Here is a 23820-nt window from a genome sequence, read left to right as displayed (position 1 = left end):
CGAGGAGTTCCCGCCCGATGAGCCACCCCGCCCCGACCATCACCGCCGCCGACGCGCTCGTGCGCCAGCTGGAGTCCTACGGCGTCGAATACGTCTTCGGCCTGTGCGGGCACACCAACATCGCGTTCCTGGACGCGCTGGGGCGCAGCCGCATCAAGTTCGTGATGGCGCGCCACGAGCAGGCCGCGGCTCACGCCGCGGACGGCTACGCCCGTGCCACCGGCAAGCCCGGCGTCCTGCTGGTGCACGTCGGCCCCGGGATGATGAACGCGGTCACCGGCGTGGCCACCGCGGCGTTCGACTCGGTGCCGCTGATCACGATCTCCGGGGACATCCCGTCGTACTACCACGGCCGGCACCCGCACCAGGAAGTCAACCTGCACGCCGACGCCGACCAGACGGCCATCTACCGCCCCTTCGTCAAGCGGGCCTGGCACGTGCACCGCGCCGAGGACCTCGCCCGGTTCACCGAGCGCGCGTTCTGGACGGCGACCTCGGGCCGTCCGGGCGCCGTCCTGCTCAACGTCCCGATGGACCACTTCTCGCGCGAAGTCCCGCTGGTCGAGTACCCGCTGGTCGCGCACACCGCGAAGCCCGCGCTGTCCGACGGCGACGCCCGCCGGATCGCGCAGGCGCTGGCCGGGGCCGAACGTCCGCTCGTGTACGTCGGCGGCGGCCTCCGTTCGCCGGAGGGACGGGCCGCGCTGCGCGAGCTCGTCGAGTACCTCGACATCCCGGTGGCCCACTCCCTGATGGCCAAGGGGACCCTGCCCGACCGCCACCCGCTCGTCATGGGCATGACCGGGTTCTGGGGCCTCGAGCTGACCAACGAGTACACCCGCAAGGCCGACGTCGTCCTCGCGCTCGCGACCCGGTTCGCCGAGACCGACGCCAGCTCGTGGAACGACGAGTACACCTGGGCCTTCCCCCCGGGCCGGCTGATCCAGATCGACCTCGACCCGGCGGAGATCGGCCGCAACTACCCCGTCGAGATCGGCGCGGTCGCCGACGTGAACCACGCGGTGCCGGCGATCACCGCCGCCGTCAAGGACCTGAAACCCGAACCCGTCGAGCGGCCCGACGTCCGCGAGCAGATCGGCGCCGTCCGCGCGGACCTCTTCTCGGCGAGCCAGGAACGCGGTCGCAGCACCGACTTCCCGCTGCGTCCGGAACGGATCCTGGAAGACCTGCGCACGACGCTGCCCCCGGACGCGGTGCTGGTCACCGACGTCGGGTGGAACAAGAACGGCGTCGCCCAGTGCTACGAACTCCCCGAAGAGGGCCGGTTCATCACCCCGGGCGGCGCGTCCACGATGGGCTTCGGCCCGGCGGCCGCGGTCGGCGTGCAGCTGGCCCAGCCGGACCGCGTCGTCGTCGCGCTCGTCGGCGACGGCGGGATGAGCGCCCAGCTGCCCGCCGTGCCCTTGGCCGTCGAACAGGGGCTGCCGGTGCTGTTCGTCGTGATGAACAACAAGGCGCACGGCACCATCGCGGACCTGCAGGCCCACAACTTCGGCCGGAGCTTCGGCTGCGAGTTCCGCGACCAGGACGGCAACCCCTTCTCCCCCGACTTCGCGGCCTTCGGGCGGTCCTGCGGCGCCGACGGCTACACCGTCGAACGCCCCGAGGACCTCGCCGCCGCACTGCGCGAGGCGATCGAAAACCGGCGCCCCGCCGTGCTCGACGTCCCCATGGTCAACGAACCGGTCCCGACCCCCGGGCACTGGAACATCAACGACATCTACCAAGGCGTCTTCGAATGATCCCCGCCACCGCACACAACGGAGTGTCCCCATGAACCGACCCGGAACCAGACGGCTGCTCGCCTCGCTGACCCTGCTGGCCGCGGGAGCGGCCGCCGCCTGCAGCGCACCCGGCGGCTCGTCGCCGTCCACATCGGACAGCAGCGGACCGATCAAGATCGCCGTGGTCAACGCCCAAAGCGGACAGCTCAGTTCGCTGGGCGCGTGGGAGTACAAGGGCGCGAAACTGGCCGTGGACCAGTGGAACGCCAAGGGCGGGGTCAACGGCCGCAAGATCCAGCTCGACGTCTTCGACGACGCCGGCGACCCGACCGTCGGCACCAACCTGGCGCGCAAGATCTCCAGCGAGGGCTACACCGCGATGATCGGCACCGCCGAAAGCGCGGTCACCGTGGCGATGGCGCCGGTGCTGCAGCAGGCGAAGATCCCGAGCATCACCTCCGGGCAGTCGCCGTCGATCATCGCGGTCAAGAGCCCGTTCCAGTTCCTCAACGGGCCGACCAGCACGACGTATGACGAGACGCTCGCGAAGTACCTGGTGGATCAGAAGGGCCAGAAGACCATCGCGTTCATCACCAACAACGGCTCCTACGGCAAGGGCGAACACGACGCGTTCGGCAAGGCACTGGCCGGGCGCGGGGTCACGCCGGTCGACGACCAGGTCGTCACCACCGACCAGAAGGACTTCAGCGCCGCGCTGACTTCGATCCGGCAGAAGAACCCGCAGGTGCTGTTCGTGGGCACCGAGGAGGTCGAGGCGGGGCTGATCGTCAAGCAGGCGCGCGAGCTCGGCATCACCGCGACCATCGCCGGCGCCGCCCCGATGGGCACGACCGTGTACCTCAACACGGCCGGCGCGAGCAACGCCGAAGGCACCGTCGTCAGCAGCCCGTACCTGAGCAACGAGACCAGCGACGCGGCCCGGCAGTTCGCCCAGGCGTACAAGGCGGCGTTCAACGAGGACGCGGAGCTGCACGGCGCCAAGGCCTACGACGGCACCAGCATCTTCCTCACCGCGCTGAAGACGTCGAACGGCGCCACCGGCCAGCAGCTGGCCGACGCCATCCGCGGCACGAAGTACCCCGGCCTGCTGGGCGGCTTCACGTTCGACCAGACCGGGGTCGGCATCCACGCCACGTCGATCGGTGTCATCACCGGCGGCAAGCTCATCGCGGCTCCCGCCAGCTGAATTCGCCCCGAGGAGCCGCGCGGTCCCGCGCGGCTCCTCCGGTGAAAGGACCCCCATGCAAGTTCTGCTCCAGACCCTCGTCGGCGGGCTCAGCTTCGGTGCCGTCTACGCCCTCGTCGCGATGGGCTTCTCGATCGTCTACCGCACCATGGGCCTGGTGAACTTCGCCCACGGCCAGGTGGTCATGGTCGGGGCCTACGCGGCCTCGACCTTCTACATGTCCTCACGCCTCCCGTTCATCCTCGCCATCGTCGTCGCCATGGTGGTCACCGGGCTGATCGCGCTGGTCATGGAGCGCGTTCTCCGGCCGTTGGAGAACAAGGACTTCGACCTGATGCTGATCGGCACGATCGGCTTCGGCGTGGTGCTCGAAGCACTCGCCACCATCATCTGGGGCGCGACCGGGCACGCGGTCCCCACGCCGGTCGAGACCGGACCGCTGGACCTGTTCGGCGTGCGCGTCCGCACCTACAACCTCGTGGTGCTCGGCATCGCCGCCGTCGCGACCGTGCTGCTGTTGCTGTTCCTGCAGCGCACCAAGCGCGGCGCCGCCATGCAGGCGGTGGCCATGGACCACGAGGCCGCGACGGCCGTCGGCATCCACGTCGGGCGCAGCAACGCCATCGCGTTCGCGATCGGCGCGGGTCTGGCCGCACTCGCCGGTGGGCTGGTCGGCCCGCTGCTGTACGTCAGTCCCACGCTGGGCGGCACCTTGGGCATCAAGGGGTTCGCCGCGGCCATCCTCGGCGGCTTCGGCAACATCGGCGGCGCGATCGCCGGCGGTCTCGCCATCGGCCTGCTCGACTCGTACGCCTCCGGCCAGTTCCAAGGCTATTCGGACCTGGTCGTGTTCCTCGCTTTCACGGTCATCATCATGATCCGGCCGACCGGGTTCTTCGGGGAACGGACGGTGAACCGGGCATGAGCTCCTTCCTGCGCACCAAACCGGCCGCGGTGAAAGTCATCGCGGCCGCCGCGATCGCCGTCGCCGCCTGGTTCCTGCCCTACGGGCTGGACACCTACGGCATCCACGTCGTCAACATCGCCGTGGTCTTCGCGCTGCTGGCCGTCGGCCTCGGCCTGGCCATGGGCGTCGCCGGGCAGATCAACCTCGCCCAGATCGCGTTCTTCGGCATCGGTTCCTACGCCTTGGCGATCTTCACGACGAACTCCGGCCTCGGCTTCTGGGTCTCGGCCGTGCTCGCGATGCTCGCCACCGCGCTGGCCGGGCTCTTCGTCGGCGTCCCGGCGCTGCGGGTGCAGTCGCACTACCTCGGCATCGTCACCCTCGGCCTCGCGCTGGCCTTCACCAACTGGGTCACCAACGCCCAGGTCGCCGGCGGCGCGTCGGGCCTCAACGGGATCCCTGCGCCCCCGCTGTTCGGCATCGACCTGACCAACGAGTACCTGTACTACTACTTCGAGCTGATCGTCTTCGCGCTCGCCATCGGGTTCGCGTTGTTCCTCGTGCGCACCGCGCTCGGCCGGCGGCTGCGGGCCATGCGCGACGACTCGCTGGCCGCGGGCGCGGTCGGTGCCCCGGTGCCGCTGCTGCGGATGACGGCGTTCCTCACCGCGAGCGTCTACGGCGGCGCGGCCGGGGTCCTCTACGCCGGGCTGATCCACTACATCGCGCCCGAGTCCTTCAGCGTGGCCAACATGTTCCTGCTGCTGGCGATGGTCATCATCGGCGGGCGGCAGAGCATCGTCGGCTGCGTGATCGGCGCGATCGCACTCTCCCTGGTGCGCGAAGCGCTGGTCGACTTCTCGGTGTACGCGCAGCTGGGTTACGGCTCCGTGGTCGTGCTGATGGTCGTGTTCGCGCCCACCGGCCTGGCCGGGCTCCCCCGGCGGATCCGGACCGCGGTGCAGCGCCGCCGGCACCGGACAGCGCCGGTGCTCAACGCGTTCCGCCCGTACGAGCCGGACACGGAGACAGCCGAGCCAGGCTCTCTCGAGATCTCCGGCATCAGCAAGCAGTTCAAGGGACTGCGCGCCCTGGACGGCGTGACGCTGTCGGTCTCGCCGGGCGAGATCCGCGGCATCGTCGGCCCCAACGGCTCCGGCAAGACGACGTTGTTCAACGTGATCAGCGGGATCTACACCGCCTCCGGCGGCACCGCGAGCTTCAACGGGCGGCCGCTCGTCGGGCGCCGGCCGTACCAGCTCTCGCACCAGGGGATGTCGCGGACGTTCCAGAACCTGCGGCTGTTCGGGCAGATGACGGTCGAGGAGAACCTCCTGGTCGCCCTCGACCGCACGCCGATGCGTTCGGCGTGGCAGTACGTGGTCTGGCCGATCGGCATCTGGCGGCACGAACGCCGGCTCCGGCGGGCCGCGGCGGAACTGCTCGACCGCTTCGGACTGACCGACTTCGCCGACGACGCCCCCCGGTCGCTCCCCTACGGCATCCAGCGCCGCGTCGAGCTGGCCCGGGCCATGGCCGCCGAACCCAGCCTGCTGCTGCTGGACGAACCCGCGGCCGGTCTCAACGGCCAGGAGGTCGGGCAACTGCAGGACATCGTGCGGTCCATCCGCGACAGCGGCGTCACGGTGGTGCTGATCGAGCACAACATGGGCCTGGTCATGTCCCTGTGCGACCGCGTCACGGTGCTGGCGAGCGGCCGCGTGATCGCCGAAGGCACCCCGGCGGAGGTCGCCGTCCAGCCGGAAGTCATCGAGGCCTACCTCGGCGACTCGTTCAGCACGGCCGAGGTCGTGGAAGCAGTCGAGACGGAGGCGTTGCCGTGAACACCTCGCCCCAGGGCGACCTCGTCGTGGAGGACCTCGCCGTCCACTACGGCGGGGTCCAGGCGGTCAACTCCGTGTCGTTCACCGTCGGCGCCGGCCGGTGCCTCGGCATCATCGGGGCCAACGGCGCCGGGAAGACGTCGACGTTGAAGGCGTTGATGGGCCTGGTGCCCCGCAAGGTGGGCACGCTCCGCCTCGGCGACCGCGACCTCACCAAGGTCAAGCCGAAGGACGTCGTCCGCCACGGCATCGGCTACGTGCCGGAAGGCCGGCACGTCTTCACCGGGCTGACCGTGGAGAAGAACCTGCTGCTCGGCGCGTACCTGCGCTCGTGGAAGGGCCCGACGCGGGACAAGCTGGCCGAGGTCTACGAGATGTTCCCGGTGCTGGGCGAGATGCAGCACCGGCTGGCGGGAGCGCTCTCGGGTGGTCAGCAGCAGATGCTGGCCATCGGGCGCGCGCTGATGTCCGAACCCCGGCTGGTGCTGCTGGACGAGCCGTCGATGGGCCTGTCCCCCAAGCTGGTCGAGGAGATCCTCGGCACGCTGCAGCGGTTGTCCGCGTCGGGGTTGGGGCTGTTGCTGGTGGAGCAGAACGCGAAGCTGACGTTCGAGGCGACCGAGACGTGCGTGGTCATGGAAAACGGGCGGATCGCGATGACCGGCAGCTCGGCGGACCTCGCGCATGATCCGCTGGTCCGGCAGATCTACCTCGGGCTGTAGCAGCGGCAAGCGAAACCCCCGGCCGGAACTCCGGCCGGGGGTTTCGCGTTTCCCAGGATTCAGCGGCAGAACGGTGCCGCTCCCGCCGCGGACTTGATGCCGTTCGCGATCAGCGTCTGGAAGTACGCCGCACCGTCCGAGGTGGACGTGTTGGTGAACGCCCAGCTCTCGTGGCCCAGCGTCGTCACCCACGACCGGCCGCCGTCGTAGTACTGGCACCACGCCACGGGATGGTTGTCGCCGTGTCCGGGGTGGCCCATCGAACCCTTGACGCCCTTCGCGAGTGTCGACTCGTCGACCTTGGCCAAGACCCGTACGTCGCTGGGGAACGGGACGAGGTTGTACCACTCGTCGGTGAAGGCCCACCGGTTCGGCAAGCCCTTCGTCGACACGTCGTTGCGATCGACCGTCTGCACGACGCCGGCCTGCGCGGGCCCGTGGTCGTAGTAGTTCGCCCCGCCCAGCAGGCCCTCGTACCACGGCCAGTTGTACTCGGTGCCGAACGCGTTGTGGATCCCCACGAAACCGCCGCCGCCGCGGATGTACTGGCGCAGCGACGTCTGCGCCGAGTCATCCAAAGCGTCGCGCGTGGTGCTCATGAAGATGACCGCGTTGTACTTCAACAGGGTGTTCGGGCTGGCGAGCTGGGTGACGTCCTCGGTCCAGTCCACGGCGAACCCGTTCCTCTTGCCCAGCTCGATGAGCCCGTTCTGCGCGACGTTCGCCGCCGTCAGCGGCGGGTTCAGGCCCGGCCCGAGCGCCGGTCCCAGGTTCGCGTGCCGCGGGCCGGCGGTGCGCGAGTACACCAGGACCTTGATGCCCTTGCCGAGGTCGAAGTTGCCCCAGTTGTGGTAGCAGCGCGAGTCGAGCCCGCGGCACACGCCGTAGTCGGGATCGCCGAGCGCCTGGGCACCCTGCTGGTTCTTCCCGTCGTGGGCGGAGGCGGGCATGCCGATCAGGGCGGCCGTGGTCAGCGCCGCGGTCACCGCGCTCCCGAGCATGGTCACCAACGTCGTTGCTCTCTTCTTCATGGTGTTCCGACCTTTCTCCGGGCACGGCGGTGCCACGGGGTCCGTGGGAGGGGAGCCGGTTACAGCTCGAGCAGCTGGCCGTCGGCGGCCACGGCCGCGCCCGCGGCGGTGACCTCGGCCAGCTCCGGTGCGTCCGGCAGGACGAGCGGGTTGGTGTTGTTGAGGTGGGTGAACAGGAATCGCGGTCCCGGGTGGTTCGCGATCAGCGGAAGCTGCTCGCGCACGGCGAGGTGGCCCATGCCCGAGGCCGGCCGCTCCGGGCCCATCTCGTCTTCGGTGAAGAACGTGCCGTCGAGCGCGACGACGTCGGCGCCGGCGATCGCTTTCCCGAACCCGGGACTCCAGGCGGCGAGGCCGGGTGCGTAGACGAACGAGGTTCCGGCGGCGGCGAACCGGAGGGCGCACACCGCGTCACCCGGCGGCAGCCGGCTCGCGTACCGAGGTCGCTTGGCGCTGAGCACCGTCGCCGTCACCTCGAGACCACCCGCCAGCTCGATCGGCTCACCGTCCCGGATCTCGTGCCGCCGCACCCGCGTGTAGCCGGACAGCACGGCCTGCAGCGGGAACGCGGCGTCGTGCACCCACGCGGTCGCGTAGACGTCGAGGCCGGTGGCCTCCCGCAGGCCGAGCAGCCCGAGCGTGTGGTCGAGTTCGGCGCTGGTGAAGAGCACACCCTGCACCGGAGTCCGGCGTGTTCCGGTGGCCGGGCGCAGGTCCGGGGTCGCCAGCAACTGCGCTCGCAGATCCGGGGAGGCGTTGACGAGGTACCACGCGGTGCCGTCCCCGCTGACGGCCACGCCGTCTTGGGTTCGCGACACCCCGGCGGCGCGGGCACGCTCGCACACCGGGCACCCGCAGTTCCACTGCGGTGCGCCACCGCCGGCCGCGGTGCCGAGAAAACGGATCTTCATCGCATCCGCCGGGGTACGGCGGGCTCGGGTGCGAGTTCCGCGGTCCCGGCGAGCACGAGGTCGTGGTGCTCGGACAGGTCGCAGACGGGATCGGTCACGGTGGCGTCGCCGGTCAGCTGGTAAGCCTGGCACCGGCAGCCGCCGAAGTCGATTTCCTTGAGCGCGCAGCCGCTGCAGGGCTCGGGCAGCCACGCGGTGCCGCGGAACTTGCGGAACGCCGGGGATTCGTACCAGATGTCCGCGAGCGGGTCCGTGCGCACGGACGGCACTTCCAGCCCCGGCAGCGTCTCCGCGGCCAGGCAAGGCAGCACGCGGCCGTCGGGGGTGACGGTCAGCTGCCGGGCACCCCAGCCGTAGTTGCACGGCTTGGGGCGCGGGTCGTAGTAGTCGGCGGCGACGTGGACGACCTCGAAGCCGTACCGCTCCCGGACCTCGGCGACGTCCCGCGCCGCCCGGTCGACCTGCTCGCGGGTGGGCATGAGGGAGGCACGGTTGCGCAGCGCCCAGCCGTAGAACTGCGTGTGGGCCAGTTCCAGCCGATCCGCACCCAGGCGGTCGGCCAGCTCGGCGATCGCCGGGATGTGCCCGACGTTGGCGCGGTGCAGCACGACGTTGATGGTCAACGGCAGCCCGGCGGCCCGGACCGCCTCGGCGACGACGAGCTTGCGCTCGTGCGCCGCCCGCCCGGCCACCTGGTCCGCAGGTGCGGCCTCGGCGTCCTGAAGGGACAGCTGGAAGTGATCGAGACCGGCGTCGGCCAGCCCGGCGATCCTTGGTGCGTTCAGGGAGATCCCGCTGGTGACCAGGTTGGTGTACAAGCCGAGCCGGTGCGCGGCCGCGACCAGGTCGACGAGGTCGCGGCGCAGCCCGGGTTCCCCACCGGACAGGTGCAGCTGCAGGACACCGAGCGCACGGGCTTGCGTGAACACGTCCAGCCAGGCGGCCGTGTCCAGCTCGTCCCGGTAGTCGGCGAGGTTGAGCGGGTTGGCGCAGTACGTGCACTGCAAGGGGCATCGGTAGGTGAGTTCGGCCAGCAGGCCGAGGGGCACCGGAGAGCGGCGGTCCTCGGATCCCTCCGGCGACCTCGGGAACACCGGTGCCGGACGGGCGTCCGGCGCCTCGCCCACCAGGCCGCGGCGGTCGAGGTCGGCCAGCGTCCGCAGCACGGAGCCGGCCGAAACGCCGGCGTACTCGGTGGCGAGGTCGTCGACGATCTCCGCCACCGAACGCCGGGTGTCGCACCGGGACAGCACGGCCGCGGCCGTCTCGTTGAGCAGCAGCACCCCTTCGGGGAACAGCAGCACCGGACGGCCGCGGACGGGGTCGAACTCCCCCCGCACCCCGCGGCGCAGCCCGAGGCGGCTCCCGGCGGTCACCGTCATGACGCCCCCGCGTAGTCCACCGCGTCGAGCACGGCCCAGAGCACGTCGCACTTGAAGGTCAGGGCCCGGATCGCGGCCTCCTGCCGGTCCGCGGTGACGCAGTGGTCGAGCACCAGCCGCAGCGTCAGGGCGCTGTCCTCACGGGCGGCGGGGATCCGGCGGTCGAAGTAGGCGAAGCCCTCCGGCCGGATCCAGTCGTAGTGTTCCCGCCAGGCGTTGACGCGGTCGGTCATGTGCCCTGGCGAGAACAGCTCGGTGCAGGCCGCCGCGACGCTTTCGATCCACGGCCTGGTGCGGCAGAAGTGCAGGTACCCGTCGACGGCGAACCGCACGCCGGGCAGCACGTGCCGCTCGTCGAGCACCTCCGCCCTGCTCAGCCCGACAGCTTCCGCCAGGCCCAGCCACTGTTCCAGGCCACCTTCGCCCGGGTTCGCCCCGTCGTGGAAGACGATCCGGTCCACCCAGACGCGGCGGACCTCGGGCAGCGGGCAGGCCGCGATGATCGCGGCGTTCTTCTGCGGCAGGCACTTCTGGTAGTACCAGCGGTTGGCCACCCACCGGCGCAGGTCCGCCGGGGTGCAGCCCCCCTCGTGCAGCCGGAGGTGGAACGGGTGGTGAGCCCAGTAGCGCTTCTCGAGGCGGAGCAGGGCGTCGGACAGCTCCGCCCGGCTCAGCGGGCCCGCCACGGCTCGCTCTCGCCGGCGTACGCGGTGACCTCCGGACGAGTCTCGTAGCACTCGACCACGGGCTCCGACCACGCCGGGAGGACTCGCTCGTCTCCCTGCGCCGCAACGGTTTCGACCACACAAAGCATACCGGCACTCCTCTTCGAGTCGCGGATCTCTGGTCCGCAGAGCGGTCCTAACGGTCCGCCTAGCGTTTCGAGACCGTACCCCGGCGACGGCGGGTGGAACAAGGGGCGAACACCCTTGTGACTCGCACGGCGCCGTCCTAGACTCAACCGTCGAGCGGTCCGAGAGTACCACTAGATGGACCCGTTTGCCGCCTGGATCATCTTGTCGCAGCGCGCGCTTCCTCAACGAAGAGAGGGCTCAACCGATGGATCGACGCAAATTCCTGACCGGTGCGACGGGAGCCGCCGTGGCGGGGACCGTGCTCGCGGCCCGGCCGGCCGCCGCCGCACCGGCCACAGTGGACACCCCGCGCCAGCCCGACGCCTTCGGCAGACCGGGCCGGGACTTCACGAAGGTGGGCGGCGACCTCGGCAACCAGAACCACACGCCCCTGCACCAGATCACCCGCCAGAACGTCACCCGGCTCGGCGGCGCCTGGCACGTCACCCTCGAAGGCGGGGACACCTCCCGCGCGCAGCAGAGCACGATCGTCGCCCAGAACGGCGTCCTTTACGTCCAGACCACGCAGCAGAACGTCTTCGCCGTCGACGGCCGCACCGGCGCGGTCCGCTGGAAGACCAACGTCGGCACCGAAACCACCAACATGCGCGGGGTGGCGCTGGGGCAGGGCAAGGTGTTCTCCACCTCGGGCGCCAACATCCTCTACGCACTCGACCAGAAGTCCGGTGCGGTCGTCTGGAAGACCCAGCTGCTGACCGAAGACGCGTCGCAGGGCACGCCCGAGCCCTGCGATCCGGCGAACGGCCAGTGCGGCGGCAGCATCGGCAGCCTCGCCGGCGCGGTCGTCTACTCCGACGGGCTCATCTACGTGGGCATGCAGGGCAGCACCGCCGGCGCCCGCGGCCGGGCCTACGCCCTCGACGCCGCCACCGGCAAGATCGCCTGGACCTTCTGGGCCGTGCCCGGCCCGGGCGAGTTCGGCCACGACACCTGGGAAGGCGAATCCTGGAAGACCGGCGGCGCCGTACCGTGGATCCACCCGGCAGTCGACCCCGAACTCGGCCTCGTCTACTGGACCTTCGGCAACCCCTACCCCCGTACCAACGGCTCCACGCGCGGCGGCGACAACCTCTTCGCCAACACGATCGTCGCGATCGACGCGAAAACCGGGAAGCGGCGCTGGCACTTCCAGTCCGTGCACCACGACATCTGGGACTACGACAACGTCATGGCGCCGGTGCTGATCGACCTGCGCATCGACGGCAAGCTGCGCAAGGTCGTCGTCTACGGCAGCAAGGTCGGGATGTACTACATCCTCGACCGCACCGACGGAAAGCCGATCCAGGGCGTGACCGAACGCCCGGTCCCCCAGGACCCGCGGCACAAGACGTCGCCGACCCAGCCCTTCCCCGAAGGGGACCCGTTCGTCCCGCAGGAGCCGCGGCTGGACAACTCCACCCGCCCGGTGCCCTTCTACCCCACCGGCGGCCTGTTCGCGACGCACTGGGACCGCGCGACGATCATCTTCCCCGGCGCCGGCGGCGGCGCCGACTGGTCCCACGTCTCGTTCAACCCCAACACCGGCTGGGTGTACGTCGGCTACGGCCTCATCAACTCCGCCTACTCCAACACGACCGGCGGCCGCGTCAACACCGCCCGGCCGTACGGCGAGTACTTCGCCGGCGGGATCGCCGCCGTCGACCCGCGCACCAACAAGCTGGTGTGGAGCAAGGACAGCGAGTGGTCCCTGGCCCACGGCAACGGCATCCTGACCACCGACGGCGGCGTGATGTTCCAGGGCGGCCCGGACGGCAACCTCCTCGCGATGAACGACGTCGACGGCCGCGAGCTGTGGCGCTTCCAATGCGGCGCCGGCGTCCACACCAGCCCGATCAGCTACGAGATCGACGGCGAGCAGTACCTGGCGGTCTTCGCCGGCGGCAACGGCCTCCCCTACCCCGACATCCCCAAGGGCGACCACTTGTGGGCGTTCAAGCTCGGCGGCAAGGTCGCCCCGGCGCCCGCACCGACTCCTCCGTCGAAGCGCAACCAGATCCGCGCCGCGGCGGTGACGGCGGCCGCCGCCAAGTACACGGTGACGCTCGGTCGCGTTTGGGACTCCGCCGCCGGCGCTCCCGGTGCGGTCGAGAACACGGTGGCCCAGACGGCGATGTCGCCGCAGAACCTGACGGTCCCGGTGGGTACGGAGATCACGTTCGTGAACCCGCAGGGCAACGCGTTCGCCCACGGCGCCGTCTCGTTCTTCGAGTACGAGTTCGACAGCGGCACCTTGATGCCCGGTCAGTCGTTCAAGCACACCTTCACGAAGAAGGGTGAGTTCTTCTACAACGACCCGATCTTCCCCCAGAACACGGGCAAGATCGTCGTCACCTGAACCAGCTGCGGCAGCGCGACGCGGGACGGTCACCGAGCTGTCCGCGTCGCGTTGTCGTAGGTCCCGCGCCGGGATCCGGACCGCTCGTGGATGATGGCGTCATGCCTGGTGAGGACCGGATCGACATCCCCGACACGTGGCGTTATGCCCTGCATCCCCGCCGTGGCGGGATGGCCGCGCTCGAACCACTCGACGTCAAGCACGAAAGCCTCGCGGAGCTCACCGCATGGCATGCCGCTCGTGGCGTGGACCTGGACGGTAAGCGGCAGGGAGTTCTTCACCACGCGCAGACCGATCCCGCGCTTCGCGCGTTGGCGCTCTCCGCCGAGCCGAGCGTCGAGGCCGATGGCGTTCGGCTCGCGCTCGCACCGAACCCGAGCCGCGGCGCCATCGCACACAGCGCCTCGATGGCGCCGATCGACGATCTCGTCGCCGTCCGCGGGCTCGCCCATGCCACTGCCGCGTTCGTGGCGAGCTGCGCTTACTACACCGCCGATCGTGTCAGCGCGAGCGACGTCATGCCGCTGCTGCGCCACAGCGACGCAACGGACGCCGGGTACCCCGTGTGGACAGGCGCCGCCAGGCAGCTGCGGTCGATGCTGGCCGTCGCGCAGCAGGACGTGTACGACGACGCGGTCGCCCGGTTGGCCGCGCTCCGCGGCGGACTGCTGCGCCAGCGCATCGTCACGTCCTACCTCGTCCCCACCCGGCCGGAGTGGGCGGCCGCGGATCTCGACGATCTCCCCGGTGGCTACTGGGGATCACCGGAATTGCTCTTCTACAGCATGGCGACGGCCGAGCAGTTGTCCCGATGGCACATGAGCTCGCTGGAACAGTTCGTCACGGCCTTCGACGCGGCCGGCGAGGACGTCGTGCCACTGCTGCTCCGTCAGCTGGACCGGTCACGCTGGGCGCCGGACGTCCGGCGCGACGTCCTCGAGGTGCTGACGCGTATCCCGACGGACGCGGCGTTCGGCGGACTGCTGCACCGCATGGACCTTCCGGCGGTGCCGGGTGGGGTGCGTGCCGCGGCCGACAGGTTCCCTGGACGCGCGGCGCGGCTGCTCGGCGCGCATCGGGACGGTGACTTCATCGACGTGTTGCTGCTACGTCAAGTGCGCAGGCACCCGGAAGTCCCTGAGGCCAGGCTGTTCACCCGCCGTCCGGAGGCGCCGCCCGAAGCCGTCCCGAAGCTGCTCGCGTCGCCGCCGTGGGATCGTGAACCGCCGGCCCGCGTCACGGTTGCCCCGGTCGCGGTCGAGCCTCGAATCGTCTGGCAGGACGGTGAACAGGAACGCTGGGCGTACGACTGGCGAGCGTTCCGGTCCGAGGAAATGCGCGTGCATCTCCCGCTCGCCGAGAAAGGTGTTGCTCCGCCGGAGTTCTACATCAGGGCGCCGGACGACATCGTCCGTCCGCTGCTCGCTCGGTGGCAGGCCGAATCGGCCTCGTTCTACCTCGAGAAGCCGCAAGTGGTGGTCGCCAAGTACGAACTTGCCGCGCTGGAGCCATTCTTGCGGCTGGCCCGCAAGAAGCCGGTTGTCGGTGCCCCACTGCTGATGCCTTACCTCGCCGTCGAGGTCGCCGAGCTGATGGCGGGCTGGCTGACCCGGTCACGCCAGTTCCGCCCGGTCGCGCAGGAATGGTTCACCCGCCACGGCGCCGGCGCCGCCGCACTGCTCATCCCGGCCGCGCTCGGCGCGGCGCGCGCGCAGGCGACGACCGCCGCGCTGGCCCTCAGCCGCCTCGACGCGGACGACGTACGGGCCGCAGCGAAAGACCTCGGCTGCGTCGAGGCCGTGGAGACGTTGCTCAGCCGCGACCCGCTCGACTTCGTGCCCGCGAAGATCCCGGCCGTGCCGAAGTGGGCGGACCCTCGTCATCTACCGCAGGTCCTGCTGGCCGGTGGCGAGTACGCGCTGCCGGCCGAGCCGACCGCCGCCCTCCTGCGCATGATCGCGATGTCCCAGCTCGAGGCGCCCTACGAGGGCCTGCGAGTGATCGCCGGACACTGTGACCCGGCGAGTCTCTCGGCTTTCGTCTGGTCGCTGTACCGGCTGTGGGAGGCCGAAGACAGGCCGTCGAAGGACGCGTGGGCCATGAACGCCCTCGGCTACTTCGGTGACGGCACCGTCGCAGGCCGGCTGGCACCGCGCATCCGGGCGTGGCCGTCGGAAGGCGCGGCGCCACGGGCGAAGCGCGGCGCTGACGTGCTGGCCGTGATGAACACCGAGCAGGCTCTCGGCCACCTGTCGGCATTGGCGCGCAATGCCAAGTCCGGGCCCTTGCGCCGCCACGCCGCTGCCGCGCTCGACCGCGTCGCCACGGACTACGGGCTGCTGCCCGAACAGCTCGACGACCTGCTGGCGCCGGATCTCGGGCTGGACGGTGGTCAGGTCGAGTACCGGACCGTGTCGTACGCCGTCGACCTCGGCGACACACGCGAACTCGTGCTGCGGGATCCTTCCGGAGCCAGGCTCAGCGCGTTGCCCAAGGCGGCGAACGACGAGGAGAAGGCGGCGGCATCGGCGTGGAACAGCCTGCGCCGTAAAGCAAAGCCGATGATCGCCGACCAGGTCGCGCGTCTGGAGGAAGCGATGGTCGTGCAGCGCCGATGGTCCGCCGGCGACTTCCGGTCCCGGATCTTGGCGCATCCGCTGCTGGGCCGGCTCGCCCGCGGGTTGGTGTGGGCACTCGACGACCGGACCGCGGTCGTCGACGCCCTCGGCGACCTGGTAGCCCCGGATGGCGGGCTGACCGGCGACGGCACGTGGGTCCGGCTCGCCCACCCGGCGGTCGACGACTTCACGCCGTGGGCCGCCTGGCTCGCTCAGCGCGGTGAGCAGCCGTTCGTCCAGGCCGGGCGCGAGGTGTTCGCCGGCGAGGACCCGTCTGGCTACTGGCAGCGGACGGTCGCGGCCGCGAAGCTGTCCGGTCTTGTCCGGCGAGGCTGGCAGTGGGCACCGAGCGGCCACAAAGCACTGCGGCACCAGCTGTTCCGGCCTTTCGGCCCGGAAGGCCGGGTGGCACTGACCATCGACCCGGGAACGTCGGCGGTCGCGGACCCGAAAGCGGAGCCCGAGCAGACGATCACCGAGATCACCTTCGAGTCCGCCGCGGGCGAGCTGGGCGTCTTCAGTGACCTGCCACTCGTCACCCGCTCGGAGCTGATCCGGTCCCTGCGTTCTCTCGACTAGTACGTCGCCTGGGCCGGTCCAGCGGGCCGCCCACCGAGGGTCCCCTTCGGTCGTGTCCGAAGAGGACCCACGGGACCTCAGCGGGGCAGGACGAGGTGGTCGGCGATGGCGTACAGCTCCGCCTGCGCGCTGGGGCCCGCGACGGCGATCGGCGCGTCGTGAACGGCCTTGAGGATCCAGAGCGTGCGGTAACCGTTCTCGTCCACGTAGCGGGTCTCGTGTCCCTGGACCGGCTCCCCCGCGGCGCCGCTCACCCGGTCGGACTCGCCGACACGCACCTGGACCGGCGGCAGGGTGCTGCACGTGCCCACCGAGTAGCTCGTGCCGCCCTTCTCGACGTCGAACGCGCACATCCGCAGGCCGTCGGGCAGCTTGCCGAGGCCGAACGCCGGGGTGACGGTGGCAGTGCCCGGGAAGGCGACGTTCTCCGCGACGCGGCGGCCCGCGTCGATCAGTTGCTGCTCCGAGGCCGTGCTGCCCGGCTGCGCGGCCACGTTGACGTACAGCGAGCCGCCACCGGGGTGGGTCAGGTACACCTCGTAGCCGCCCGGGCCGCCGGAGTGCGAGCTCTCCACGCCGGCCCGCCCGCCGATGGTGACGGGCCGGCCCGGACCGGACTTGAAGGCGGCCTGCCCGATCGGCATCATCCGCATTTCCTGCACGTCCACGAGCAGGACCTGACGCCCGGCCGTGACGGTCAGCATGTACTCGCCGCCGTACACCGGCTTGTCCGGGTTCGCCGCGCTGCCACCGATGTTGATCCGGCGCGCGAGGTAGTCGGCCTTGCCCGGCGGCAACCAGCCGAGCGAGTAGGGCATGGTCAGCTCCGCGATGGCCGCCTCGGCCGGCGCCTTGACGGCCGCCGGACCGCTGGTCCGGCTGGTGCCCGTGGCCACCTGGTTGTCGTGCGCGGGCCGGTTCAGCGCGACGACGGCGACCGCGGCCAGGACGAGCAGGACCACCCCGGCGCCGGCCGCGAGCGGACGGCTCAGCGCGGCGCGCTTGCGGTCGAGGCGCCGACGCGTGGCCGCCAGCACCTGGGCGCTGTCGGGGGCGTCGTGCTCGTGGTCGATGAAGGTGTCCTTGATCAGGTTCTCGATGTCCATCAGCTCTCCTTCGCCTGGGCCATCCGGTCGATGCTCAGGCCGTGTCGCAGGGTCGTCAGGGCTTTGCGGGCGTGGGCCCGCACGGTGGCCTGGGCGCAGCCGAGCAGGTCGGCGATGTCGGCGTCGGCGAGCTGCTCGTAGTACCTGAGCACGACGACCGCGCGCTGGCGCCGGGGCAACCGCGCCAGGCGCTGCCACATGTCCTCGCGTGCCGCGTGGTCCGACGCGAAGTCATCCGGCCGCGCCTCCTCCGGCGGGTCGCCCACGGCGATCAGCCGCGCCGACCGGCTGCGCCGCCAGGACAGGTAGCCGTTGGTCACCATCCGCAGGACGTAACGGTCGGGGTGCTCGGCGTCGCTGATCCGCGACCACCGTCGGTACGCCTTGACCAGCACGTCCTGCACCAGGTCAGCGGCCTGTTCCCGCTCCCCGGTCAGCATCGTCGCGTAGCGCAGCAGCCGCGGCAGGTGCGCCCGGACGAAGTCCTCGTAGTCAGCCATCACCAGGAAGACTGCTCCGGCGCTCGATCCGTGTACCTCCACGCAGAACTTTCTTGAGAACCCGCGCACGTCGAAGGGCCCGCCGGAGGGTGCTCCGGCGGGCCCTTCGAGGTGGAACGGTCAGGCAATGCTTCAGGTCGGCCGGGTGAGCAGGCCGCCGTCGATCCAGGACCTGACCCACCGCGCTGCGCGGAGGTTCATCCAGCTCGCCGAACGCGGCTCAGGACCCCTTGATCCGTTCGATGAGCTCGTCGCGGTACTCCTGCACCGCTTGAAACTCCGGTTCGTCGCCGGTCGCCCGCTTCAACGCGCCTTCCAGGATCTTCAGCCCCTGGCGTTCGTCGCCGCGCGCGTCCGCCTGCCTCGCGGCGTTCTCCAGGGCTTTGGCGAGCTTGGTCCGCGCTTCGGGTTCCTTGCCGGCCTTGTGGATCCGGATCCAGTTGCCACCCGGATCGACGACGGTGAACCCGGTGTACCGGTCGTTGCGCAGCCGCGGCCGGGTCATGCGCGGGATGCCGGAGACGAGCAGTTTTCCGTGCACGGAACGCATCCCGGCCGCGAAGGCCTCGAACAGCTCGCCGGTGTCCGCCACGATGACCAGGCACGTGCTGTACGACTGCGCCGGGTCGTAGCCGTCCATGCCGAAGAAGTGCAGGTTGATGTCTTCCCGTCGCACCGCGACGTGTGGGTTCGGCCGCGTCTGCCGGTAGGTGATCTCGAAGCCGAGCATCTCGTAGAACGCCGCGATCTCGTCGATGGAAGGACAGGGCAGGAGCGGAATGGTCAGTTCGTTCGCCATTGCCCGAAGCTAAGCCTGGACCCGCCGAAACGACACCGAGCTATTTGCTCGTGCGAACACCCGTGGCGGCCCAGCCTGCGCCACGATCACCGCACCGCAGGCGACGCGTTGATCACCTGACCGCCTCTTGCCCGCCGGTCGGCACCGGACGCTGCTGACCGCGGCTTCGTGGGAGAATGACGTCATGCGCGAGTTGATCTACTTATCGGAACGCAAACTTCGTTCATTTCAGACCGATAAGTCGAAACTCGGATTCCTCCGCCGATTTCGGGAGGTGGAAGCCAAGGCACCGCTGGGCATAGGTGGCAAGCTGGCACTTTCCGAGGACACCAGTCGACGATATCCTGATCTTGCTCGCGTGCTTCGACACATCGACGAGTCCTCGCGGAGCGCGCGGTGGTTCGAGGAAGACACACTGGAGCCCGGCGACTGGGTGCATTTCGAGGCCCGCGTGAACTACCGAATCATGGACATCAAGGTACGCCGGCGAGGCGTCGATTCAGTATCGGCTTTGCTCTTCTGGGCTGTTCCCGACGAGCGCAACAGCTCAACTCGTCTTCTGCTGCACGGCGCCGCAGAGCACCTTGAAAGGGACGCAGCTGCCGGACCACCCAGCAGAGGTCAGCTGTCGCTGGGACTGTCGACCGCTTATGGCTTCATTGATCTCGTGCAGACGCTTGAGGGACGACCTGGTCGCGAAGTCGACGGCTGGCAAGTCGCGAAGTTGCTCGACAGGCTGGAGGGGGAAATTCCCAACGACTTAGCCGCATGGATGGCGGGGTACGCCCGGGTGACCGCGAATGTATCAACGCCGTCCGCTGATCCGAAAGCGGTCCATCGCATTCTTGTGGCCAGCCCCCTGTACGTAGAATTTGTAGGACGGCCGTGACCCGACACGTCAACGCTCTCCAACTGGTCGGCGGCGACCTGCCTCGGCCGAGCGCCGCCACTGCGTCGGGGGTGATCACCAGCTCGGTGGCCAGTCGTGACGGTTGAGCCAGGCTGTCGTAGGCCTGCCGGACCCGCTGGGACAGGAACGCCCGGGCGTCCGACGGAAGGCGCCGGACCAGCGATCACCGCGTTGTGCCGTGTTCGTCGGCGCGGCCTTCTCTCGCAACGGCGTCGGTGACGGCGTCGGTGACGTCGTCAGCGGCCCGTCCTTCGCTTCCAGTGGCTGCCTCGATCCGCAGTCCCACAGCGCGCGGTCCGCGGTCCGGATCCAGCCGGACGGCGGCCGCGCCGTGCCCGGGAACCGCCGGACCTCGAACTCCCGGGCCGTGTGGCCGCGCAGGACTCGCGTCAGGACGTCGCGGTCGAGCACGCCCAGCGCCCGCCACCGGTCGAAGGCACGCACGATCGACGCGGCATCCTCGAGGAGTTCGGCCAGCCGGTCCCGCCCGCGGCGCTGGGCTCCGGGCAGCCCCAGCCTCGTCGCCACCTCGAACACGACCGTCGCCGCGGGGCGATCCGAACCGGTGAGCCGGTGTTCGTGGGCCGCGGTCAGCGGGTAGCGCTCCGCCGGGAGATCCGGTGGTCGTAGCGCAGGAAGAGCTGCTCGGCCTGCTCGGTGTTCACTCGCAACGCCAGCCGCAACGCGGTGCCGTAGGCGCGGATCGCCCGGTCGGACGGCGGGCCGCCGGGGGGTTCGGGAAAACCCGCCGCGAGCCGTGCCGTGGCGCGCGCCAGCCGGCTCGCCGGGCCGCCGCCGAGCAGATCGCGGAGCACGGCCGCTCTCATCCCGGGAACAGCGGTGGCTCGGGGAGCTCGAGCCATTCCAGGTCCATCGGCACCAGTGTCGTCGACAGCACCAGCTCGCGGAGCAGGTTCACGGTCAGGGTCAGCCCCACCGGCTCCCCCACCTCCTCCCGCCGCAACCCGTGCACCCCGGCGTCGGAGAGCCGTTGCCGGACCCGGGAAACGAGGTGCTCGACGCGCTTGGCCGTCCAGTTCTCGCGCGGCCGTCGTTCGGCGAGCTCGGCGGCCGCCTGCTGCCGCGACAGCGGCAGCGGATGGGGGTCGTAGCCGAGGTAACGCTGCCCGAGGACCGCCAGCACGAGGTGCTCCTCCGGGGACAGCCGCCAGCGTTTCGGCGGCGTCGTCGGGTGCGTCGGACGGCGCGTGGCGACCCCGGCCTCGCCGTCGGACACGAGCAGCTCCAGCACGTGCTCGCGGGTGCCGCGCAGGAACAGCGCGGTGTAGCCGTCGGCCAGCGGCAGCGGTTCGCTGTCGCGGTGCAGCAGGACGCTGTCGGACAGCCGGATCGGCGAGCGGCCGGTGTTGCTGAGCCACCAGCGGTCCCCCTCGCGCACCAGCAGCCCGTGGACCCGGCTGATCCGCACGTCTTCCTCGCCGACGCAGACGTCGACCTCCAGCCGGTTGCGCCCGAAAGTCACCCGGCTGCCGGGCGACGGCGGCACCGCGACGCCGCCGGTGACGGTCAGCGCGCTCAACATGCCCGGCACGGTGTCGGCGACGCCGTGGCGCAGGCTGCGCAGGCGGTGGGAGTCAAGACGTCCGGTGGTCACGGCCACCTCCGTTCGTAGGCGCCGATGTCGAAGCCCGCGCCGGCGGCCCGGGCGACGCCGTCGAGATCGAACCCGGGGGCGTGCTCGGGGCTGCCGGCATCGACCGCGGCCGAACGCGCGGCGAGGTGGTAGTCGTCGCGGGCCGGGTCGTTGACGATCTTCAGGTCCCGCATCGCGCCGGCCGACTCGACCCACAGGCTCAGGCCGGCCTGCGCGTTTCCGGTGGACAGGTTGTCGACGACCCGGATGTCCGAGAGCAGCCGGCTTTCCGAGTAGTCCTCGACGGCGAGCCCGATCCCGGCCTTGGTGGCCTCGCGGGTACCGCCGACGACGTTGGCGTAGACATCCACTGTGGACAAAGAATCGACGTAGATGTCCGGCCCGCGGTTGCCGGTGACGACGTTGTGGTGGATCTTCACCCGCGCGGCGTCGTCGTACTTGACGTCGATGCCTTCCTCGCCGTTGTCGTGCACGCGGCAGCCGGACACCTCGACGTCCGACGAGCCGGACACGGTCACGTCGGTGAACTCCAGCCAGCTGTGCCTGCCCACGGCGAGGCCGCCGGCGCCGGTCAGCACCGCGGTGCCGCCGATGCCGGTGAACCGGATGGGGTGGCCGGGGGCGCCGCCGCGGTGGACGGTCAGCCCGCCTGGGTAGCTGCCCGCCTCGATCGCGACGGTGTCCCCCGGCCGGGCCGCGTCGGCCGCGGCCTGGACGCTGGGGTACGTCCCGTGCGGCCCGGCACGCCGGGTGCGCGGTCCCGGTCCGGCGGCCCCCTCGGCCGTCGGACCGGCGGCGGCCGCCACCAGGAGCGCCACGCCGGCCAGTACCCGTATCGACACTTCTCGTCCCGTCTCCTCCGGCCGTCTCCGGCACCCGCTCTTTCTAGCCGGGGGCGCCGGGGACCGGTCCCCGGTTCACGGCAGCCGCCGGACGAGGACCTCCGCCAGCGAGCGCGCGGTCGCGCACAGCACGTCCCCACCGGCCGCGGTGGTGTCCTCGACGGAGACCTTGGCGACTTCCTCCCGGTCCGGAGGAGTGCCGTTCAGCACCGGCAGCGCCGGGGTGTAGACGTGGTGCACGACCATGACGGCGCACTCCGGCTGCCCGCCCGGCACCGGCGCGACGACGGCGTTGCGGTTCCCCATGCGGATCCGGTCGCCTGGGACGTCCTCGTCCGCCTCGATCGGCCATTCCCGGCTGTACTCGACGGTGATCGTGCGCGGATCGTGCTCCCAGGTGCACCCCCAGCCGCCGAACCCGCGGTCCGGTTTCTTGGCCTGGCCCAGCACACCCGACGTCGTGGCGTCGTCGAGCAGGCCGCAGGCGTCGACGTGCGCCAGTGACCACTCCGGGAGCTGGGCGCGCCGTGGCAGGGGCCCGTTGGCGAGCGTGGTCAGCACGCCGGAGAGCACCGACTCCGAGAAGGAGCACAGCGGCGCGTCCTTCGCGCGGTCGTCCAGCGGGTGTGAAGTGACGACGACCCGGTTGGCATCGGCCAGCGAGATGGCGCGCTCGCACGAGCCGTCGTGGGGGTCGGGACGCTCGATCTCACCGATCTTGCCGGGCACCGGAGGCCGGGGCGGGTACCGCAGCGGGCCGGTCAGATCGAGCCGGGTCTGCACCTGCCCGGTCTTGCCGGTCAGCGTGGTCGTGACCACGCAGCTGCCGAAGTTCAGCACCTCGGGGTCCACGAACGGCTCCCCGAACGAGGTGAGCGAGTTGGTCGAGATCGCCGCGCACGGGTCCGTCCCGGCCGGGTCGGCGCCGAGGGTGTTCGGCCCGGCCGGGGTGGTCGCCCCGGCCGGTGCGCCACCGGTGGTGGTCGCCCACAGCGGCCGGCCGACGACGAACCCGGCCACCAGCGCGGCCACCGCCGCGACCGCGGCCCCGGCCAGCAGCCGGCGGCGCAGGCTGCGGCGCGGGCGCCGGGGCGCGGGCGCGTCCGCCGTGAGCAGCGTGACCGCCTCGGCGGCGCCGGGCCGGTCGGCCGGGTGCCGGGCCATCAGCGCGGCGAGCACCGGTGCGAACCGTCCCGCGCGTTCCGGGGGCACCGGCCGCCCGGCGGCGGCGCGGCGCATCTGCGCGAACGGGCCGTGCTCGCCCGAGCCCCACGGCGACCGGCCTTCGATCGCGGCGTAGAGGGTGGCCCCCAGGGAGAAGACGTCCGAGGCGGGGCCGGCTTCGGCGCCGTCGGCCACCTCCGGCGCGACGTACCCGAGCGTGCCGGTGAACTGGGCGCCGCCGGTGCGGGTGACCTCGGTCCAGCGGGCGATGCCCAGGTCGGTCAGCTTGGCGACGTCGTCCGCGGTCACCAGGACGTTGCCCGGCTTGACGTCGCGGTGAATGATGCCGCGGGAGTGCATGTCCGCGAGCGCCGCGGCGAGCTGCGCGCCGATCCGCCGGACCCGGTCCTCGGGCAGCGGGCCCCCGTCGTCGACGAGCTCCTCGAGGCTTCGGGCGGCCAGGTACTCCGTGACCAGCCACTGGGCGTCCCCGTCGGCGACCGTGTCGAACACGGTGACGACGTTCGAGTGCAGCAGCCCGGCCCCGATCCGCGCCTCACGCCGGATCTGCCCGGCGTCCTCGCCCAGCGCTCGCTTGAGCGTCACCTGCCTGCCGAGCTCGAGATCGACCGCCCGCCAGACGACGCCCATGCCACCTCGGCCGAGCTCCTCCTCCAGCCGATAGCGGCCGGCCACGACTCGCCCCTTGGTCACGGCGAGCAGTCTAC

Annotated in this window: 20 protein-coding genes; 8 read left to right on the top strand and 12 right to left on the bottom strand. The window is 70.9% G+C overall.

Features of this window, described 5'->3' with window-relative positions; genetic code table 11:
* The first annotated feature begins 17 nt into the window (after positions 1-17).
* From AB0M83_RS11575 to AB0M83_RS11555, 5 genes are read left to right on the top strand one after another with little or no spacing between them, the layout of a single operon-like run.
* Positions 18-1763 carry a thiamine pyrophosphate-binding protein gene (locus AB0M83_RS11575; RefSeq protein WP_364515912.1) on the top strand — a complete coding sequence of 582 codons (1746 nt, stop codon included), beginning with the start codon at positions 18-20 and terminating at the stop codon, positions 1761-1763.
* Between the two features lie 31 nt (positions 1764-1794).
* The gene (locus AB0M83_RS11570; protein WP_364515910.1) at positions 1795-2952 is read left to right on the top strand and encodes an ABC transporter substrate-binding protein; all 1158 of its coding nucleotides are present in this window, start codon (positions 1795-1797) and stop codon (positions 2950-2952) included.
* Between the two features lie 55 nt (positions 2953-3007).
* The gene (locus AB0M83_RS11565) at positions 3008-3877 is read left to right on the top strand and encodes a branched-chain amino acid ABC transporter permease (RefSeq protein ID WP_364515908.1); all 870 of its coding nucleotides are present in this window, start codon (positions 3008-3010) and stop codon (positions 3875-3877) included.
* Entirely contained in the window at positions 3874-5703 is a 1830-nt protein-coding gene (locus tag AB0M83_RS11560) for a branched-chain amino acid ABC transporter ATP-binding protein/permease (RefSeq protein WP_364515906.1), read from the top strand. Before AB0M83_RS11565 ends, AB0M83_RS11560 begins: the two co-directional genes overlap by 4 nt.
* Complete coding sequence (locus tag AB0M83_RS11555; RefSeq protein WP_364515904.1) at positions 5700-6425, top strand: ABC transporter ATP-binding protein; 726 nt, start codon at positions 5700-5702, stop codon at positions 6423-6425. The genes AB0M83_RS11560 and AB0M83_RS11555 overlap by 4 nt, the downstream gene beginning before the upstream one ends.
* A 59-nt stretch (positions 6426-6484) precedes the next feature.
* Here AB0M83_RS11555 and AB0M83_RS11550 read toward each other — a convergent pair whose 3' ends face one another.
* The 4 genes from AB0M83_RS11550 to pqqC are packed head-to-tail and all read right to left on the bottom strand — an operon-like array spanning position 6485 to position 10435.
* Positions 6485-7456: a ThuA domain-containing protein gene (locus AB0M83_RS11550; RefSeq protein WP_364515902.1), complete on the bottom strand. Its 972-nt coding sequence runs from the start codon at positions 7454-7456 to the stop codon at positions 6485-6487.
* Positions 7457-7515: 59 nt separating this feature from the next.
* Entirely contained in the window at positions 7516-8367 is an 852-nt protein-coding gene (locus AB0M83_RS11545) for an MBL fold metallo-hydrolase (protein ID WP_364515900.1), read from the bottom strand.
* Positions 8364-9749, bottom strand: coding sequence for a pyrroloquinoline quinone biosynthesis protein PqqE (gene pqqE / locus AB0M83_RS11540; RefSeq protein WP_364515898.1), 1386 nt, complete (start codon positions 9747-9749; stop codon positions 8364-8366). The genes AB0M83_RS11545 and pqqE overlap by 4 nt, the downstream gene beginning before the upstream one ends.
* Positions 9746-10435: a pyrroloquinoline-quinone synthase PqqC gene (gene pqqC / locus AB0M83_RS11535; protein WP_364515896.1), complete on the bottom strand. Its 690-nt coding sequence runs from the start codon at positions 10433-10435 to the stop codon at positions 9746-9748. Before pqqC ends, pqqE begins: the two co-directional genes overlap by 4 nt.
* A 373-nt stretch (positions 10436-10808) precedes the next feature.
* Here pqqC and AB0M83_RS11530 point away from each other — a divergent pair, with 373 nt between their 5' ends.
* Positions 10809-12959, top strand: coding sequence for a PQQ-binding-like beta-propeller repeat protein (locus tag AB0M83_RS11530; RefSeq protein WP_364515895.1), 2151 nt, complete (start codon positions 10809-10811; stop codon positions 12957-12959).
* Positions 12960-13060: 101 nt separating this feature from the next.
* Positions 13061-16156 (top strand): DUF4132 domain-containing protein, encoded by a 3096-nt coding sequence (locus tag AB0M83_RS11525; protein ID WP_364515893.1) that lies wholly within the window; start codon positions 13061-13063, stop codon positions 16154-16156.
* 77 nt (positions 16157-16233) lie between these two features.
* Here the strand turns inward: AB0M83_RS11525 and AB0M83_RS11520 are convergent, their stop codons facing one another.
* The 3 genes from AB0M83_RS11520 to AB0M83_RS11510 form a co-directional block, all read right to left on the bottom strand.
* Positions 16234-17262: a hypothetical protein gene (locus AB0M83_RS11520; RefSeq protein WP_364515891.1), complete on the bottom strand. Its 1029-nt coding sequence runs from the start codon at positions 17260-17262 to the stop codon at positions 16234-16236.
* On the bottom strand, positions 17262-17762 hold the full coding sequence (locus tag AB0M83_RS11515; RefSeq protein ID WP_364515889.1) for a SigE family RNA polymerase sigma factor: 501 nt from the start codon (positions 17760-17762) through the stop codon (positions 17262-17264). Before AB0M83_RS11515 ends, AB0M83_RS11520 begins: the two co-directional genes overlap by 1 nt.
* Positions 17763-17982: 220 nt before the next feature.
* Positions 17983-18561, bottom strand: coding sequence for a hypothetical protein (locus AB0M83_RS11510; protein WP_364515887.1), 579 nt, complete (start codon positions 18559-18561; stop codon positions 17983-17985).
* A gap of 184 nt (positions 18562-18745) precedes the next feature.
* Between AB0M83_RS11510 and AB0M83_RS11505 the strand changes: the two genes are divergently transcribed.
* Entirely contained in the window at positions 18746-19450 is a 705-nt protein-coding gene (locus AB0M83_RS11505; protein WP_364515885.1) for an SAVMC3_10250 family protein, read from the top strand.
* A gap of 75 nt (positions 19451-19525) precedes the next feature.
* Here the strand turns inward: AB0M83_RS11505 and AB0M83_RS11500 are convergent, their stop codons facing one another.
* From AB0M83_RS11500 to AB0M83_RS11480, 5 genes are all read right to left on the bottom strand, one after another.
* A complete protein-coding gene (locus AB0M83_RS11500; protein WP_364515883.1) occupies positions 19526-19999 on the bottom strand; it encodes a hypothetical protein in 474 nt (157 codons plus the stop codon).
* Between the two features lie 62 nt (positions 20000-20061).
* A complete protein-coding gene (locus AB0M83_RS11495; RefSeq protein WP_364515881.1) occupies positions 20062-20286 on the bottom strand; it encodes a hypothetical protein in 225 nt (74 codons plus the stop codon).
* An 8-nt stretch (positions 20287-20294) separates the two neighbouring features.
* Positions 20295-21086 carry an FHA domain-containing protein gene (locus tag AB0M83_RS11490; RefSeq protein ID WP_364515879.1) on the bottom strand — a complete coding sequence of 264 codons (792 nt, stop codon included), beginning with the start codon at positions 21084-21086 and terminating at the stop codon, positions 20295-20297.
* Positions 21083-21928 carry a right-handed parallel beta-helix repeat-containing protein gene (locus AB0M83_RS11485; protein ID WP_364515878.1) on the bottom strand — a complete coding sequence of 282 codons (846 nt, stop codon included), beginning with the start codon at positions 21926-21928 and terminating at the stop codon, positions 21083-21085. Before AB0M83_RS11485 ends, AB0M83_RS11490 begins: the two co-directional genes overlap by 4 nt.
* A 75-nt stretch (positions 21929-22003) precedes the next feature.
* Positions 22004-23806 carry a serine/threonine-protein kinase gene (locus AB0M83_RS11480; RefSeq protein ID WP_364515876.1) on the bottom strand — a complete coding sequence of 601 codons (1803 nt, stop codon included), beginning with the start codon at positions 23804-23806 and terminating at the stop codon, positions 22004-22006.
* Between the last annotated feature and the right edge of the window lie 14 nt (positions 23807-23820).

It is taken from the genome of Amycolatopsis sp. NPDC051106, from assembly GCF_040682775.1.
Lineage (GTDB): Bacteria > Actinomycetota > Actinomycetes > Mycobacteriales > Pseudonocardiaceae > Amycolatopsis.
The sequence above is the reverse complement of the archived record's forward strand: the minus strand, read 5'-3'. Positions and strand labels throughout refer to the sequence as shown.

Coding starts and splice junctions, on each gene's coding strand:
- AB0M83_RS11575 (WP_364515912.1), top strand. CDS start 18: ATGAGCCACCCCGCCCCGACCATCACCGCCGCCGACGCGCTCGTGCGC.
- AB0M83_RS11570 (WP_364515910.1), top strand. CDS start 1,795: ATGAACCGACCCGGAACCAGACGGCTGCTCGCCTCGCTGACCCTGCTG.
- AB0M83_RS11565 (WP_364515908.1), top strand. CDS start 3,008: ATGCAAGTTCTGCTCCAGACCCTCGTCGGCGGGCTCAGCTTCGGTGCC.
- AB0M83_RS11560 (WP_364515906.1), top strand. CDS start 3,874: ATGAGCTCCTTCCTGCGCACCAAACCGGCCGCGGTGAAAGTCATCGCG.
- AB0M83_RS11550 (WP_364515902.1), bottom strand. CDS start 7,456: ATGAAGAAGAGAGCAACGACGTTGGTGACCATGCTCGGGAGCGCGGTG.
- AB0M83_RS11545 (WP_364515900.1), bottom strand. CDS start 8,367: ATGAAGATCCGTTTTCTCGGCACCGCGGCCGGCGGTGGCGCACCGCAG.
- pqqE (WP_364515898.1), bottom strand. CDS start 9,749: ATGACGGTGACCGCCGGGAGCCGCCTCGGGCTGCGCCGCGGGGTGCGG.
- AB0M83_RS11530 (WP_364515895.1), top strand. CDS start 10,809: ATGGATCGACGCAAATTCCTGACCGGTGCGACGGGAGCCGCCGTGGCG.
- AB0M83_RS11525 (WP_364515893.1), top strand. CDS start 13,061: ATGCCTGGTGAGGACCGGATCGACATCCCCGACACGTGGCGTTATGCC.
- AB0M83_RS11520 (WP_364515891.1), bottom strand. CDS start 17,262: ATGGACATCGAGAACCTGATCAAGGACACCTTCATCGACCACGAGCAC.
- AB0M83_RS11515 (WP_364515889.1), bottom strand. CDS start 17,762: ATGGCTGACTACGAGGACTTCGTCCGGGCGCACCTGCCGCGGCTGCTG.
- AB0M83_RS11510 (WP_364515887.1), bottom strand. CDS start 18,561: ATGGCGAACGAACTGACCATTCCGCTCCTGCCCTGTCCTTCCATCGAC.
- AB0M83_RS11505 (WP_364515885.1), top strand. CDS start 18,746: ATGCGCGAGTTGATCTACTTATCGGAACGCAAACTTCGTTCATTTCAG.